This is a genomic window from Paraflavitalea speifideaquila (genome assembly GCF_032395985.1).
GTDB classification, from domain to species: domain Bacteria; phylum Bacteroidota; class Bacteroidia; order Chitinophagales; family Chitinophagaceae; genus Paraflavitalea; species Paraflavitalea speifideaquila.
The window spans coordinates 3,421,218-3,436,388 of sequence record NZ_CP135920.1 but is presented as its reverse complement, the minus strand read 5'-3'; the positions used below and the strand labels follow the sequence as shown (position 1 = coordinate 3,436,388).

Below are 15,171 nucleotides of genomic sequence, written 5' to 3'. Positions count from 1 at the left end.
AGGCTCCCCTCCTGATAATTGTTAATAAAATGTTCAGAATAAAAAGCCAGTAGTATCAGTAGGGGTATCCATCTTTTATCAATTATATCGATAACCTTTAAAACATCATTCCGTGACCCATCAGCTAAAGCAATGGCTTCTATTGCTATTGCCTGTATGCAGCATACAGCAATTGAAAGCCGGAGAATGTATCCAGGTACCAGACACAAGCCACCTGGTAATTTTTCCCGACAGTCTTGATCAACCGCATTATGGTATCCGGGAATATATTCATGATCTGGGCAATAACCTGCAATACCAGGCCACTGCTCCCTTCAAGACCAGCGTAACGCCGGGAGCGCTGGTAGCCATTACAATAATAGGCTCGGCCATCCTGCAGGAAGACCGGCGGCTGAACCGTCAATTACGCCTGGCCAAAGAAGAATTCGCTTTGATCCATAAAACCAGTCCCATCATTACCACCCTCGGCGGCCTGCATGGAGTATTGCTACTGGGCGGCACCGGGGCCTATGGCATGATCACCCATAACGAGCATTTAACCACCACGGTGATCCTGGCTTCGCAATCCTATATAACTTCGGGCTTATGGGCCATGGTGCTTAAAACAGCCTTTGGCCGTACAAGACCTGATGAATACAATCACTGGACCGGCCCTGGCGCATCTTCCGGCCTGATGACCGGCACCTGGACGATGGCATCGAGTTCAATTCTTTTCCATCAGGACACACAACTACGGCCTTTGCCATAGCCAGTGTATTTGCCCACCGATATAATAACCGGCCCTCTATTGTCATTGCATCCTATACCCTGGCAACACTGGTGGGCCTTAGCCGGATGACAGAAAACCGGCATTGGGGATCTGATATCCTGGCGGGCGGTTTATTGGGATACCTTTGCGGAACAGCAGTCGTGAAGAATTACGAAAAACGATTGGCCCATACGATCCTCAAGAATAGTTTACAAAGGAGAAAACTGTCGCAGATGAGCCTTACACCCGTTTGCACAGCCTATGGCACTTCACTGCGGTTTAATTATGACTTTTAAATGATGACTGACTTATTATGAAATGTTTGACCTTATTTTTTTAGTAATGCTGGGCAAAGGTAACCAGGGATGGGCCCAGGAAGTAACCGACAGTATGCCCCAATTTTATAATACAAAGACGGTGGAGCAATATGAGCGTCCTGTTAAATGGGGTTTTATCAAGCATGTGCCCAATGACCTATGGCAGATCGCCCAGGCGCCCTTTAAAAAACAAAACCTGAAAGGGCTGGTCTTGGTAGCTGCTTCTACCGCAGTATTAATTCCACTGGACCAAAATATACTGGATGGCGTAAAGAAAGCTTCGGATATAATATCACTGGTACGGGAAACAGACTATAAGGTATTGTTGAAAGCAGGTGATACCAAGATCATTAAAATACCACGCAACCTTAATTCAGCCCTTTATCAAATGGGAGAAGGTGGCACGAGTTTATTGCTGGCAGGTGGCTTGTATGTATATGGCAAGATCAATAAAGACTACCGGGCCTTGCAAACAGCCAGTGATATTACAGAAACCTTTATCACCATGGGTTTAACCACGCAGGTGCTAAAGCGTATATCGGGCAGGCAAAGTCCATTTGTGAGCACCCAGCGCGGAGGCGCCTGGCACCCCTTCCCTTCTTTTAAGGATTACCAAACCAATACACCCAATTATGATGCTTTTCCATCGGGCCACCTGGCTACTATGATGGCAACAGTAACTGTACTTACGACCAACTATCCGGAGAAAAATGGATCGGCTATGTAGGTTATACGCTGATTGGTATGACCGGCTGGGCCATGATCAATACGGATGTGCACTGGATAGGTGATTATCCATTGGCGCTGGCACTGGGTTATGTATCTGGCAAGATCACCTGTTTGCGCCATAAAAACAGTACATAAGGTGGTCACCTTGTAAAGATTATTACACGGCGGGCTTTAAGGTGTATTTAAGGTGTTGTACAATATCTTGTACCTGGTTTTGACGAGTGATATTTCCCTTCACAACAATAAAAGCGATGCAGCATCCTTGTATCGCTTTATTGTTGAAGGGCTATAAAGAAAACGCCGCAACAACAGTTGCAGCGCTTCTACAGTCACAATACAAACTAACAATTACGCTTTTCCTGTAGCCTTTTATGTGCGGGTCTCTTATGCGTAGTTTTTTTACTGCTGTGTTTCTTGACAGCCTTTTTCGCTCCCTTTTTCTTCCTGGTTTGGAAATAGGTCTCATGCGCTGCCTTTTCATTGCCCGGGGGGTGGTATTGGCAGTAACAGCCGAACCTACCATAACAAATGCCAGTAAGGCGATCATCATTCTTTTCATGTTAAAGGATTTTAGGAACCATTAATTATTTGCAGGTAAGTTAGTCGCTGCAACCTTAAAAGCACCTTAATGCCATTGGATTACCTGTTAATGGGAAGCCAAAAATAAACACATTGGTTTGCCCATCCTGTTGATAAGCAATTTGTCCATGGTGAATTTCGGCAATCTGTTTTACCAGGGGAAGGCCAAGACCATGCCCCGTTACATTAGAAGCGGTGGACGCCCGGAAAAAGGCGCAAAGATCAGGTCGCGTTCTTCGGGCAGGAATAATTTACCATTGTTCCTGAACCCGATCTCCTTCCCTGTTGGTTTGAACCGGATGATGATCTGGGCAGTTTGTGCTTCGGAATACTGGATGGCATTTTTGAGCAGGTTATTAAAGGCCATAATAAGCAGGGGTTCATTGGCCCTCACCAGCAGCGCTTCTTCATTGGGAATATCACCTTCCAGGTTCACTTCTACCTGCGCTTCGGGAAAGAGGTTCTGCATAATTTCAACAGAACGGAATACCAGCTCATCCAACCGCAGCTTAGGGTATTCTTCCTCCTGCAGGTTCTTATCAGAAAGCAGCAACAGGGAATTGGTAATGGTCGTAAGGTTTTGCTGTTGGGTAAACAGGCGGGCCAATACCTCTTCATATTGAGCAGCCTGCATTTTTTGCTGAGGGCATTTTCGGTCATACTCACCATGGCCGTGATGGGCGTACGCAACTCATGCGAGGCATAATGCACAAAGTCTTTTTGAATGCTGAACGCCTGCTGCAAGCGTTCCATCATCTGGTTAAAGCTGGCGGCCAGGCTGTCCACCTCCTCCCCCTGCCCCGACTGGGTAAGGCGCGTATGCAGGTTGTCCGAAGTCACTTTCTGTAAATTGTCTTTCAGCACATACAATGGCCGCAGTACATTTTTAACAAACAGGTAGGTGGCCATCCATCCAAGGGCCAATCCGGCAAAATAAACAATGAGCAGTACCCATTTCAGGAAGCTCATCTTCCTTCTTCCATACTTATCATAAGCCGAAGCCAGTAAAGTATATGAGTTATGGTTCTGTTCAATATAGAGCGCTACCAGTTCATTCTCATTTTGGACCGTATGCAGCTCCTTTTCGAGCTTAACCATCGACAACAACTGCTGATCATACCTGATCTCCTTGTCATCAAGGCTGCTGTAGATCAAGTGTGCACCTTCAAATACCAGCACCTTTTCATCATAAAGACTATTGAGGGTATTTTTGTCAATTACCTGCAATAATTCACGGTCAACCTGTTCTACTTCTATCAACAGTTTGAAGGTGGTAAGCGCCTTATCTTTTAGGCGACTGTAAAACTCTTCCTTTCTAAAATCGGCATACGACACATACACGATGAGGAAGGCAATAGCCAGGAATACTGTAAAGAGTATGCTGAATCCAATCGCAAAACGAACCCGCAAACTATTCATACAATTATGGTGCTGATTTAGGTGTATTAGCCGGCTGATAAAAAGTAGCCGAAGCCGGGTTTTGTATGGATCAGTTTTTTATTAAAGGGTTTGTCGATCTTATTGCGAAGCAGGTTGATGTAAACTTCAATTGTATTATCACCTACTCTATAGCGGCCTTTCCATACTTTTTCATGATCTCTTCTTTGGATACAGGCATGCCATCGCCATCGGCCAATAGCGCCAGCAGGTTAAATTCAGTAATACTTAATTTGATGGGATTCTTCTGGCGGAAGACAGCCTTGGACTTGGCGTCAATGTCCAGATCGCCTACCTGGTAAAAACGTTTACTGCCAGGGATCATTTCATACCGTTTGATCACGGCTTTAAGCCGGGCCACCAATTCTTCCATAAAGAAGGGTTTGATGATGTAATCGTCGGCCCCGGTTTCAAATCCCTGAATGCGGTGGTTAAGATCGCTGAAAGCAGTGACCATAATAACGGGGATGCCTTTATTGTCCTGCCGGATGTGCTGGGTGGCCACCCACCCGTCCATGCCGGGCAATTTAATATCCATGATGATCGCATCCGCTACGTGGAGGGCTTCGGCACGGATGGCCTGTTCGGCCGATCCGAAAGCATATACCTCAAACCCATTATGGCTTAATCCTTCCACCAGGCTTTGTTGCACCAACTCTTCATCTTCAATAACAATGACTTGCTTCTTCTCCATGGACACGAATTTCTGACTGAAAACCTTAATACCACCTTAAAATTCCCCAGCCTGGCCGGCTCGTTCTGTACCCCAACCGGATTGGTGTATGATGGTCCAGGTACCTGCCTCCGGCGCCTACGTATTGAAAGCTGGTAAGGTAGTACATCAATAGTCACGCAGGGTATCCTGGTGTTGCCGATGGACCAGTTCGGGTATACGCTGGGTTCTATGATACCGGGCGCGGTAATCCAGGGGCGAAAGGCCCGTTATCTTCTTAAAGACTTCCCGGAAGGCTTTGATATCAGCATACCCCACCTCATACAATACTTCATTGACGGATTGCTGGGAGGTTTCCAGTAAGCGTTTGGCGGCTTCTATCCTTACACGCTGCAGGTATTCGAGCGGCGTGTTGTTGGTAGCCTTAATAAACCGCCGGTCAAAGCTGCGACGATTGATGTTGAGGCTGGTCGCCAACTGATCCACAGATATCTTTTCGGCCATATTTTTCTCCATAAACACCTGCGCATCTTTGATCAGCTCATCATCATGTGTTTTCTGACCCGAGAAAATGGTGAAAGGAGATTGACTAAAGCGATCCATATCTATCTGGAATATTTTAGAACAATAAATGGCCGTTGGCCGGTCATAATATTTCTCTACCAAATAGATGAGCAGGTGCAGGAAAGAAAAAGCACCGCCATTGGTATAGATGCCTTGCTCATCCGTAATGATCTTTTCCGTAATCAGTTCTACCTGGGGAAATGACTTCCTGAAGGTACTGGCCGCTACCCAATGAGTAGAGCATTGCCGGCCATCCAGCAGGCCCGTAGCCGCCAGGATAAAAGCGCCTGTACAAATACTGGCTATTTCGGCTCCCTGGGCGTAATGCTTCACAATCCAGGGGAAGTATTCAGTGTTGAAAGCCAATTTAGCGGGAAAGTCGCCACTCAGGGCTGGAATGATGATGAGGTCCGTATGCGTAATGTCGGCAATAAAAGCATGGGGCTTGATGGTAAACAGGCCATCATACAATTCAACCGTTTTTGATAGCCCCACTACCTGCACGCGGAATACAGGTTCATTGCCCAGGCTTTTCCAATATGCATTGGCCTTATTGAATATTTTAAATGGACCTACAATACTGCTTACATTGTTTTGCCCTTCGGGTACAATGATGGAAACATGTTTCATGGCTGCTACTTTGCATAAAGATACACCTTAAGTCTGTCTAAAATCCCCGGCAAGCCGCCTGTTTACACACCCAGCTACCCTGTTTGTGGTATGGTTTGATAATTAAATAATACGGATATTTAATGTATCCCGGCTGCAGCGGCTGCCTACAGTCCATACCGGTTATCCATAAAAACTGCAATAACATGAATACAAGGCCTTATGCACGTAAACAGTTGATTGTCTTATTGTGTGCATCACTTATGGGGTTGTTCTTCCTATCCTCCTGCTACTCCGTGCGCATTGTAAACCGGGATGGCACGCCCGAACCAGATCCCATGAATACCTCCGGCAATTTTTACCGGGGTAAGAAGGTGCATGTGCTGGATACCACCATCACTTTAAAACTGACAGAAGGCGAGTTTTACCTCATAGAAAGATGCCCTTCGGGCGGGTTTTATTCGGTAGAATACCGCGTCACTTTTGGCGGGGTATTGCTAAGCGCCATCACCTTTGGAAAAAAGCGCAAAGTGAAGATCAAATATGTGTGTTTGAAGGAGCAGTAAAGGCAACGGGAAAAACCTAATTAAACAATTGGTAAATTGACTAATTAATTTCTATGGCTACTACTACCAAACATGAAATAGGGACCTGGGATACTTTCCACAACAATGGCCCCTTCCCTACCAGGGTACTCTATAAAACATCGTTGGAAGGCAAGGGCAATATGCCTTCCCTGATCGACCGCTACAATGATGCCGCCGCCGAAATACAAAGGCTGCTCAAAGAAACCTTGAATAAAAAGGAAGGTTTCAGGGCCTATGGCTCGGCCTGGTCCATGAACCATATCGCACACCAGAAAGACAATATGCATTTCAATGCAGAAATGAACCTGAAGAAAGCCATACAGGAAGATGAAATTCATCCGGCTGCTACCTTCAAACGCGAAAACCTCTTCTTTGTGCAGTGTGGCAATGTGATCAAAGAGCTGCACAAATTTGTATTTGATCATGGAAAATCATTGAAAGCTACCGGCGCCAGTAATGGGCAAACCATTGCAGGTTGTCTATCTACCGGTGTGCACGGTTCAGCATTGGATGTAGGCTCCGTACAGGATTGTGTAGTAGGGCTCAACCTGATCATCGGTCCCAATCCGGAAGATATTGTGTACCTGGAAAGACATACAGAACCGGCATTGACCGATCTGTTTGCCAGTCGCATCAAAGCCCGCGTAATACGCAATGATGGCCTGTTCAATGCAGCCCTGGTAGGCCTGGGTTCATTTGGGTTCATCCACGGCATTGTACTGGAAACGGAAGACCGGTACTTACTGAAGCGGTATGTAAAAAGATCAATAAAGAACTGGCGCTGGAACTGGCCCAAACAATGGACTTTGCCAATTCTCCCTTTACCATTCCCGGTGAAACAGATGCCAGCGGCAAGGGCAATCGCCCCTTTCATTATAAAGTGTTTATTAACCCTTATGTAGACGATCCTGAGTACGTGGTGGAAGCCTTGTATAAGAAACCTTACAAGGCCGAATACCCCGATCCGTTACCCCGGATGAAGACAGCCATTTACCGCGACCTCATTATCCTGTTTACCAAAATTGCCGGACAATTCAAGAACAGCATTCCCAAACTGATCAAAGTAATACAAAAGTCGGTACTGCCCCCGGTAGACCTGGAAGCTACCGGCACGCTGGGTGAAATATTCTGGGATGCGCCTTACCAGGGACCTGCCTATGCCATTGCTGTGGGCATTGATCATGCCAACAGTCCCGGGGCCCTTGATCTGTTGGCCAGGCTGGCCCGGGAAGAAGGTCCCATACCAGGCATCTACGCCATGCGTTTTGTCAGGCAATCAAGGGCTACCCTGGCCTTTACCCAATTCCCGGTAACCTGTATGCTGGAAATAGATGGCGTGATCTGGAAAGGCAAAAGAATAAGATGATCAGCCTGCCAGCGTTTTGTACCCGTACAATAGAAGTACTGCAAGCCAATAATATCCCCTTTACCATCCATTGGGGTAAGACTGCCGACTGGACCTTTCCCGGCCTGGCTCAACACATGTATGGCAATAAGGCCAATACCTGGATGGAATACCGGAGCGCCCTGCTCAATGAAAAAACAGCCAAACTATTCTCCAATAAGTTCCTGGAAGATTGTAAGCTGGCAGGATATATAGCTGATGCGCCGAAGGAGTTGGCGGAAACGGTGGTATAATAAAAACTTTCCTCGCAGTCTTACTTCCCGGCGGTTCTCCAACGGCCGGGCTACCATATTTATGGGATTGTACGGTGTAACCGGAATGGTTAGTTTTGGTGAAACTAAAAACTATCAGTTATGAAAATGCTTAAGCAAGCAGAATACTATCAGCAATTCGGGAAAAAGAAGGAGAGGTAAATCCTCCAAAAGTTTTTGGCCCTTTAAGACTCGAAGTTACTGATATTCAAGAATTCAGTAATGGGATGGATATATATGTGTGTACCAAGAATGGGAATACTGCCATTGTGTTAAAAGGCAGGGATATTGTGTTGAACAAAACGGATACCACCAATGCTCCAACAACTCAGGAAGCCACAACCGACATTTATACTTCCACAGAAAGTAATGATGGCGAACCCTGCCCCCTTATTGTCTCTAACAATTAGTGAAACCTAGGCCAGATGCCAAGAATATTGGAATACATTTACTTGTTTACTCTTGGAATAGCTACCCTGTCTGGCATTGTTAGCTTGTTCCACAAACCGGCTGTACACTGGAAGGTTCTGGCTATTAGCGGCTTGCCTTATGCGGTGATAGAAGGATATAGCAGCTGGCTGTCCTGGCATCACCAATTTAATTTATACATTTACAATCCTGTATTTGTTGGCCTGCACATCATAAATGCCATCGTAATGCGGTCTATTCTGCACAACAGGATCATTAAAAGATCATCTTGCTCTACCTGATCCTTTATACCCTATACAACCTGATCAATTTTAAAGCCTTGCTGATTGCAGATGAATTCGAATCGGTATCGCTGGTCATTGGGGGCTGTTTTACCATGCTTTGGGCAGCCCTTTATTTTGTACAATCCTATTTTGATGAAAGTAATACACCCGTTATCCGTGACCCGGCCTTTTGGTTTGTCGCCAGCTTAATCCTGGTATATAGTGTTGAAGCCATCCTTTTCCCATCATTGAACCACCTATACAAGGAGTATCAGGAGTTAGTAATAAATATTTACCCGTATATTATATTCCCTGTCAATATAATTGGTAACTTATGTTTACTATTGACCTTTGTATGTTTAATCAAACGCCGGAAATAATATTGGTATTGGGGGCCGCTATCTTCCTCCTGCTGGTACTGGGCCTGCTGGCCATATTTTCACTGGTCATCAACAACAAAAGAAAAGTAAAGCATGCCCGGGAGATAATGGATGTTCAAAGCGCTTTATTAACTACCATAGCGCGGGAATTACATGACAATGTAGGCTTGTTGGTATCCCTGGCCAGGCTCAATCTTCAGCTGGCCATTGCAACACCCGCCAAGAGCAATATCTTGATAACTGAAACGGAAGGCTTATTGGCTAATACCTTAAGTGAATTAAAAGAAGTAGCCACCCTCATCAACTCCGAAAGCATTATTCTTAATGGTATTCAACAGGCGATTAAAACAGAGGTAGAGAAATTACAGAGAACCGGCGTTTATGATATCAACTATCAGGAAAACGGTACCGAGGTAAAAATGTCACCTTCGACCCAGATACTGATATTAAGGATATTCCAGGAGTCCCTGCAAAACATCATTAAACATGCTCAGGCAACGGCCATTTCGATAGCACTCCGTTATGCTCCTGATTTTTCATATTGACAGTCAGGGATAACGGTATTGGATTTGACGCAGATCATATAAGCGGCAAACAGGACGGTGGATTGGGTTTGGAAAATATTAAAAAGGGCTCAGCACCTGCAGGCCGGTCTCACTATTCAAAGCGCACCCAACCAGGGAACAGCTATTGAATTACAAGTACCCTACCATGGCAACCTTTCCTTATCATCGCTAAAACCACATCAACATGATCAGGGTAGCCGCAATAGAGGATTCAAAATTGTACCGCGATAAATTGCAGGTACTATTGTCTGATAGTGAACTTGTAAGGCTTATTCATTGCCTGGAAAGTTGCCATGCCATCACGGATGCCTTTACCAGGTCGCTACCAGATGTGGTGATAATGGATATCGGATTGCCAGGCATAAATGGCATAGAAGGTGTCCGGATCATCAAAAAGAAATGGCCTGGCCTACAGGTCATTATGTTTACTGTTCATGAGGATGAGGATAAGATATTTGAAGCCATTAAAGCAGGCGCCAATGGTTACCTGCTAAAAGGCAATGCACTACGATTGATAAGTGCCATAGAAGAAGTAATGACGGGCGATGTACCTTTATCAAGCGGGATTGCCCGCAAGCTACTGGAACACTTTCGTGAAGAGGGGCGGAATGAAAAGCAATTAATGGATGCCAACCTGACCCGCCGGGAAGAAGAGATCTTGCAATACCTGATGAAAGGTCAATCTTACAAACAAATTGCCAACGCCATCCACATACAGGTAGAAACGCTTAACTCGCACATCAAAAATATATACCGGAAGCTGGACGTGCATTCAAAAGCGAAATACCCGCCCGCTTCGGCATTCATCGCTCATAAGGTTCTGCTGCTTCAGCACTCCACCTACCATAAATCCGGTATTTTACTTACCTGCAACTGGCTAATCTTACCATTTTCTGGGATTGACTTCGGCTAGCTGTCATAGTAATTTTAGTGTAATAACAATACATGCTTCCAGTATTTATTTATCACTAAAAAAATTACTTATGAAACAGTTGTTCTTTTTCTTAAACACTTTCCTGGGACTATTTGGGGCCACAGTCTGCATAGCCCAATCCAATGTACACGAGTACAATATCAGGCCTGATGTCAAAAAAGCATCTTACAATACAGGCATCTTCGTAAAGCCTGGCGACACGATTTCCCTCACGGCAGGAGGATGTGTGCAGACAGGAGGAATTGGCAAAACCTGGAAGCGATATGTGGATCCTTCCGGCCCAAATTCCGGCAGGTTGTATCATGGACTCATCTCCATTCCGGGTGTAACAGAAGATCTTAGCCGTATAATGCTCTGTAACAACCGGACATTCGTTATTCCTGCTACAGCTGCCAGCGGCTATATCTGGCTTGGTTATGAAGATGATCAATATAGTGATAATGGCTATTGGGGACGTGATCCCGGCACCGAAAACCAATGCGTACGCCAACCGGATGCCTTTGTAAACATCAGGGTACGGACAACCAGTGTTCTTGTACAGCCAATAAGAGATTTAGACCGGGATGGTATTGACGATGTAACAGAACGGCAGTTGCTGGAAAAATTCCGTCCCTACTATAAATTTACTTTACGCAATGGAACACAGGATGAATACCGGCCCGCCGATGTATTTTGGTACCTGAACAAATCAGAAGTACTATCCTCCGATAATGAAAACAGTAGCCCTTTGATCAAGAACCAGGATTTGACTGGGAACTCAGCGATCTTATTAACTGCTTTCGGCGGAGATGCCAATATTATCCGTAATCGGAATTTTTCCAAGTATCACATTAACCCCTTAGCATCTGTCAATGGGGTTGGAAATGATCCTGGCCGGCATGGAAACAACTGGCAAACTATACTGAACAATAAGAACATTGGCTTATACGGCCATGTAGTACCCGTAAAAATACAGGCCAACAGGGAGTTTGATTATGACCATGTGTTTTCCAGTAGTGATATAGGAAAGACTTATTACAAGATTGAGTATTGGCAGTTCTGGGGTTATAGTGCCGCTCACATGCCTGCCAACATTGGTGATCATGAGGGCGACTGGACCACTGTACAGGTCATCTATGATCCTGAAAACAAGAGGATCAAGGAAATCGCCCACTTCGCTCATGGCATGAAGTTCAGTTTTCGTTTTTCTGCTTTGCGTGACAATTTTCCGATCAGGATAGACCAGGGTAATGGAATGGAGTATCGCGGAGTCAATTATTCTACCAGTATTGACCTTGTATCACATGATCTGCGTTTTACCTGGAATATGAATGAATATGCCCGTGCACAGGATAATGTAGTAAGGGTATATGCCGACCCCATAACGGGAGAATACACACATCCGGTAGTTTATATTGAAAATGGTACACACGAATACTATCCTACTGAACACTGGAATTACTATACAGCTCCGGCCCACAAGGGTAATGGATATTCCTTTTTAACCAATACCCCTATACATCTGGGTGAAGTTGAATACCCGGTTAACTATAAGGTCATACTTCAGTTCAATGGAAAATGGGGCGCCTATTCACCTTTAAATGATCCACCTGTTGGACCTGCGCTGCACAGACAATGGACTTGGCCTGCCACCAGTTCAATAAGGTGGTTGTTAAATACCAGTCAACTGCCATTTTAAGACCCTTACCACGGCCAAACCCATATTTGCTAAAGCGAAGATTGAAAAATACAGCTACCTACCGGCTACTTTTTTCTTTGCATCCATCAATGGGCACCGATTTCTTTGGTATAGAAATATGTCAAGCAAAAACACTGTGCGTTATTTTGCAGGTTATTTTTCTATCCACAGCCACTCAATCTTGCACATCATTGCAGTCTCTTGTAGTAAATTGAGCATAAACCTGCAAAATTAACCGTTTATGAAAAAACCTTTACTCGCTCTATTGCTTGTATGTATGAGTGTGCTGGTATTTGGCCGGCAAGCGCCGCCCAAACGCGAAATACGTGGCGCCTGGATCGCCACCTTCTCCAATATTGACTGGCCCAACCGCACACAAACACCCGCGCAGCAACGCGCTGCCTTTCTCACTATTCTTGAACACCACAAAGCTACCGGGCTCAATACCCTGTACATCCAGGTACGCAGTCAGTGCGATGCCATGTACCCCAGCCCCATTGAACCCTGGTCGGCCGACCTGACGGGCACACAAGGCAAAGCGCCCAGCCCCGACTGGGATCCCCTGCAATTCATGATCGACGAATGCCATAAACGCGGCATCGAATTCCATGCCTGGATCAACCCTTACCGGGCAGTATCCAACTCGGCCAACCTGCCGGGCTTTGCTGCCAATCACGTAGCCAAACTGCATCCGGATTGGTTGCTGAGCCAGGGTATCTTACGCGTACTGGATCCGGGATTACAGGATGTACGGAATTATATTACCAGTGTGATCGTAGATATTGTGGATCGCTACAATGTAGATGGTATTCACTTCGATGATTATTTCTATCCCCCTGCTGCACCGGCAGGTACGACACCTTACAATGATGATTCTTCTTTTACATTGGATCCCCGTGGCTTCACCAACAGGGCCGACTGGCGCCGGGATAATGTGAGCCTGCTTATCAAAAGACTGAATGATACCATACAGGTATTAAAGCCCTGGGTAAAGTTTGGCGTATCGCCTTCCGGCATTTACCGCAACAGCACCAACCCGGCCATTGGTACGCCTACCAGCGGACTGGAACATTATACCACCCTGTATGCCGATACTAAAAAATGGCTGCAGGAAGGATGGGTGGATTATATCGCACCACAGGTATATTGGTATATCGGGCAACCAGGGGCCAATTACGCCGCCATCGTTCCCTGGTGGAATAACCAGGCCAATGGCAGGCATATCTATATTGGCATGGCGGGCTATAAAGTGAATGATCCTGCACAGGGTGTCAACTGGGCCAACCCCTCCATGATACCCAATGAAATGCGCATGAACAGGGACCCACTCTATCCCAATATTAAAGGACAGGCCATTTACAATACCAGCAGTATGCGGAGCACCACCAAACTGGGTTTCCGGGATTCGCTGCGCTTGTTCTTCTACCAAAAGCCTGCCCTGCTGCCAAGGATGCCCTGGCGCGACAGCATCGCACCAGGATCACCCGCTACATTAACAGCTGTAAAATACCCGGGCGATTCAGTGGTGTTGAACTGGGTAAAACCAGCAGCTCCTACGGAATTGGATAAGGCCATCCGATTTGTGATCTACCGGTCGGAAGATACCACTATTGACATCAGCGATGTCAACAATATCCTGGCCATTACCAATACCGACACAGCCACTTTTGCTGATAAAACTGGACTGCCGGGCACCACCTATTACTATACCGTAACGGCATTGGACCATTTTCACAATGAAAGTATGCTGTCCAATACCGTTTCCAACCTGCCGCCATCCATTGTAGGTTCGGGTAATCAAACCATCTATTTAGATGATACCTGCGCGGTCGTATTACCCGGTTATACTACTCAGGCACTGGTGAATGGACAAGCAGCTGTACCTGGTATTGCCGTGACCCAATCGCCCGTTGCAGGCACGCTTATCCATGGCCGGGGTGATATTACAGTAACCTTAACAGCCACCGATGCAGCAGCCAACACAGGCAATTATTCATTGACAGTTTCCATAAAAGACAGCATACCACCGCTGATCACCGCACTGGATAGCACCCTCACCAATGGATCGGTGAAAGTATTCCCTGCCGATTCAGCAGCCTGTAGCTTTACCGCCGGTACGCAATTGGATATCCAGGGTACCGATGGTTGTGGTAACACCCTTACTTATGCTTATACACTCACCTACCAGGGCCTAAGCCAGGCCACTGTAAATGCCAACAGTTTGCAAGGTGTAATATTCCAACCAGGCAGCACACTGGTGAACTGGAGGGTATCCGATGAGGCAGGTAATGCTACCAACTTTGGATATACAGTAAAAGTGGAAGACAAAGAAAGTCCGCTCATTACCAATGCAGCAGCCAATCCTGCAGAGATATGGCCGCCTACACTGCAAATGAAGGATGTAACGATTGATTATGTAGCCACCGACAATTGCGGTCCGGTGACCACTACCCTGTCGGTTAGCAGCAATGAACCGGTAACGGGTGGCTTGTATGGCAATTTAGCGCCCGACTGGGTGATTGTAGACCAGCACCATGTAAAGCTGCGTGCCGAACGCGGACTATTGGGCAATGGCCGCTTGTATACTATTACCATTACAGCAACCGACTCTGCAGGCAATAGCCGTTCACAACAGGTTAATGTAAGCGTACCACGTATACCCAATGATCCATTCCCCGATGGTATACTCACGGTAAAGGCCTTCCCCAATCCTTCGCCCACCCAGTTCTATGTACTCACCCTGAGTACTTCCCTGAAGCCATTAAGCATTATTGTAACTGACAATACCGGCAGAACAATAGAATCAAGGACAGGACTGGCAGCGAACGGCTTATTCAACCTGGGCGCTGGTTACAGGCCGGGCGTTTACTACCTGCAAGTGAAACAAGGCAACAATACACAAACAGTGAAGCTGATTAAACTGTGAGGGGCAGGTAGCGAGCGGTAAGTGCTAATGGGGAAATACAGTGTTAAACACAGCAGCTGAAAAGACAAACTATAATCATGACTTCGAGGAAGTGTA

17 protein-coding genes and 1 pseudogene are annotated in these 15,171 nt (G+C 46.1%); 13 read left to right on the top strand and 5 right to left on the bottom strand.

The features are described from left to right. Positions 1-112: 112 nt before the first annotated feature. Genes RS881_RS23435 through RS881_RS23425 form a run of 3 tightly spaced genes read left to right on the top strand, consistent with a single transcriptional unit; the run spans position 113 to position 1,792 of the window. A complete protein-coding gene (locus RS881_RS23435) occupies positions 113-748 on the top strand; it encodes a hypothetical protein (protein ID WP_315823308.1) in 636 nt (211 codons plus the stop codon). Then, on the top strand, positions 634-1,044 hold the full coding sequence (locus RS881_RS23430; RefSeq protein ID WP_315824584.1) for a phosphatase PAP2 family protein: 411 nt from the start codon (positions 634-636) through the stop codon (positions 1,042-1,044). Before RS881_RS23435 ends, RS881_RS23430 begins: the two co-directional genes overlap by 115 nt. A 46-nt stretch (positions 1,045-1,090) precedes the next feature. Further along, on the top strand, positions 1,091-1,792 hold the full coding sequence (locus tag RS881_RS23425) for a phosphatase PAP2 family protein (RefSeq protein WP_315823307.1): 702 nt from the start codon (positions 1,091-1,093) through the stop codon (positions 1,790-1,792). Between the two features lie 616 nt (positions 1,793-2,408). Here the strand turns inward: RS881_RS23425 and RS881_RS62305 are convergent. The 5 genes and pseudogenes from RS881_RS62305 to RS881_RS23405 form a co-directional block, all read right to left on the bottom strand. Further along, a pseudogene (locus RS881_RS62305) lies at positions 2,409-2,740 on the bottom strand (sensor histidine kinase). 71 nt (positions 2,741-2,811) lie between these two features. Next, the gene (locus RS881_RS23415) at positions 2,812-3,792 is read right to left on the bottom strand and encodes a HAMP domain-containing protein (RefSeq protein ID WP_315823305.1); all 981 of its coding nucleotides are present in this window, start codon (positions 3,790-3,792) and stop codon (positions 2,812-2,814) included. A gap of 26 nt (positions 3,793-3,818) precedes the next feature. Continuing rightward, positions 3,819-3,905, bottom strand: coding sequence for a helix-turn-helix domain-containing protein (locus tag RS881_RS59885; protein ID WP_350340241.1), 87 nt, complete (start codon positions 3,903-3,905; stop codon positions 3,819-3,821). A 29-nt stretch (positions 3,906-3,934) separates the two neighbouring features. Next, positions 3,935-4,504: a response regulator transcription factor gene (locus RS881_RS23410; RefSeq protein ID WP_315823304.1), complete on the bottom strand. Its 570-nt coding sequence runs from the start codon at positions 4,502-4,504 to the stop codon at positions 3,935-3,937. A gap of 147 nt (positions 4,505-4,651) precedes the next feature. Next, positions 4,652-5,677, bottom strand: coding sequence for a GlxA family transcriptional regulator (locus tag RS881_RS23405; RefSeq protein ID WP_315823303.1), 1,026 nt, complete (start codon positions 5,675-5,677; stop codon positions 4,652-4,654). A gap of 185 nt (positions 5,678-5,862) precedes the next feature. Here RS881_RS23405 and RS881_RS23400 point away from each other — a divergent pair, with 185 nt between their 5' ends. The 10 genes from RS881_RS23400 to RS881_RS23355 all read left to right on the top strand — a co-directional run bounded on the left by RS881_RS23400 (position 5,863) and on the right by RS881_RS23355 (position 15,075). Next, positions 5,863-6,222, top strand: a complete 360-nt coding sequence (locus RS881_RS23400) for a hypothetical protein (protein WP_315823302.1) — start codon at positions 5,863-5,865, stop codon at positions 6,220-6,222. Positions 6,223-6,275: 53 nt separating this feature from the next. Then, complete coding sequence (locus RS881_RS23395) at positions 6,276-7,145, top strand: FAD-binding protein (RefSeq protein WP_315823301.1); 870 nt, start codon at positions 6,276-6,278, stop codon at positions 7,143-7,145. Continuing rightward, a complete protein-coding gene (locus tag RS881_RS23390) occupies positions 7,124-7,609 on the top strand; it encodes a hypothetical protein (protein ID WP_315823300.1) in 486 nt (161 codons plus the stop codon). The genes RS881_RS23395 and RS881_RS23390 overlap by 22 nt, the downstream gene beginning before the upstream one ends. Beyond that, complete coding sequence (locus tag RS881_RS23385) at positions 7,606-7,881, top strand: hypothetical protein (RefSeq protein WP_315823299.1); 276 nt, start codon at positions 7,606-7,608, stop codon at positions 7,879-7,881. Before RS881_RS23390 ends, RS881_RS23385 begins: the two co-directional genes overlap by 4 nt. Before the next feature lie 245 nt (positions 7,882-8,126). Beyond that, the gene (locus tag RS881_RS23380) at positions 8,127-8,309 is read left to right on the top strand and encodes a hypothetical protein (RefSeq protein WP_315823298.1); all 183 of its coding nucleotides are present in this window, start codon (positions 8,127-8,129) and stop codon (positions 8,307-8,309) included. A gap of 15 nt (positions 8,310-8,324) precedes the next feature. Beyond that, the gene (locus RS881_RS23375) at positions 8,325-8,609 is read left to right on the top strand and encodes a hypothetical protein (RefSeq protein WP_315823297.1); all 285 of its coding nucleotides are present in this window, start codon (positions 8,325-8,327) and stop codon (positions 8,607-8,609) included. Positions 8,610-8,925: 316 nt separating this feature from the next. Continuing rightward, a complete protein-coding gene (locus RS881_RS23370) occupies positions 8,926-9,516 on the top strand; it encodes a sensor histidine kinase (RefSeq protein ID WP_315823296.1) in 591 nt (196 codons plus the stop codon). A 205-nt stretch (positions 9,517-9,721) separates the two neighbouring features. Beyond that, entirely contained in the window at positions 9,722-10,450 is a 729-nt protein-coding gene (locus tag RS881_RS23365) for a response regulator (protein WP_315823295.1), read from the top strand. 70 nt (positions 10,451-10,520) lie between these two features. Beyond that, positions 10,521-12,149: a hypothetical protein gene (locus RS881_RS23360; protein WP_315823294.1), complete on the top strand. Its 1,629-nt coding sequence runs from the start codon at positions 10,521-10,523 to the stop codon at positions 12,147-12,149. A gap of 241 nt (positions 12,150-12,390) precedes the next feature. Beyond that, the gene (locus RS881_RS23355) at positions 12,391-15,075 is read left to right on the top strand and encodes a family 10 glycosylhydrolase (protein WP_315823293.1); all 2,685 of its coding nucleotides are present in this window, start codon (positions 12,391-12,393) and stop codon (positions 15,073-15,075) included. Positions 15,076-15,171 lie beyond the last annotated feature (96 nt).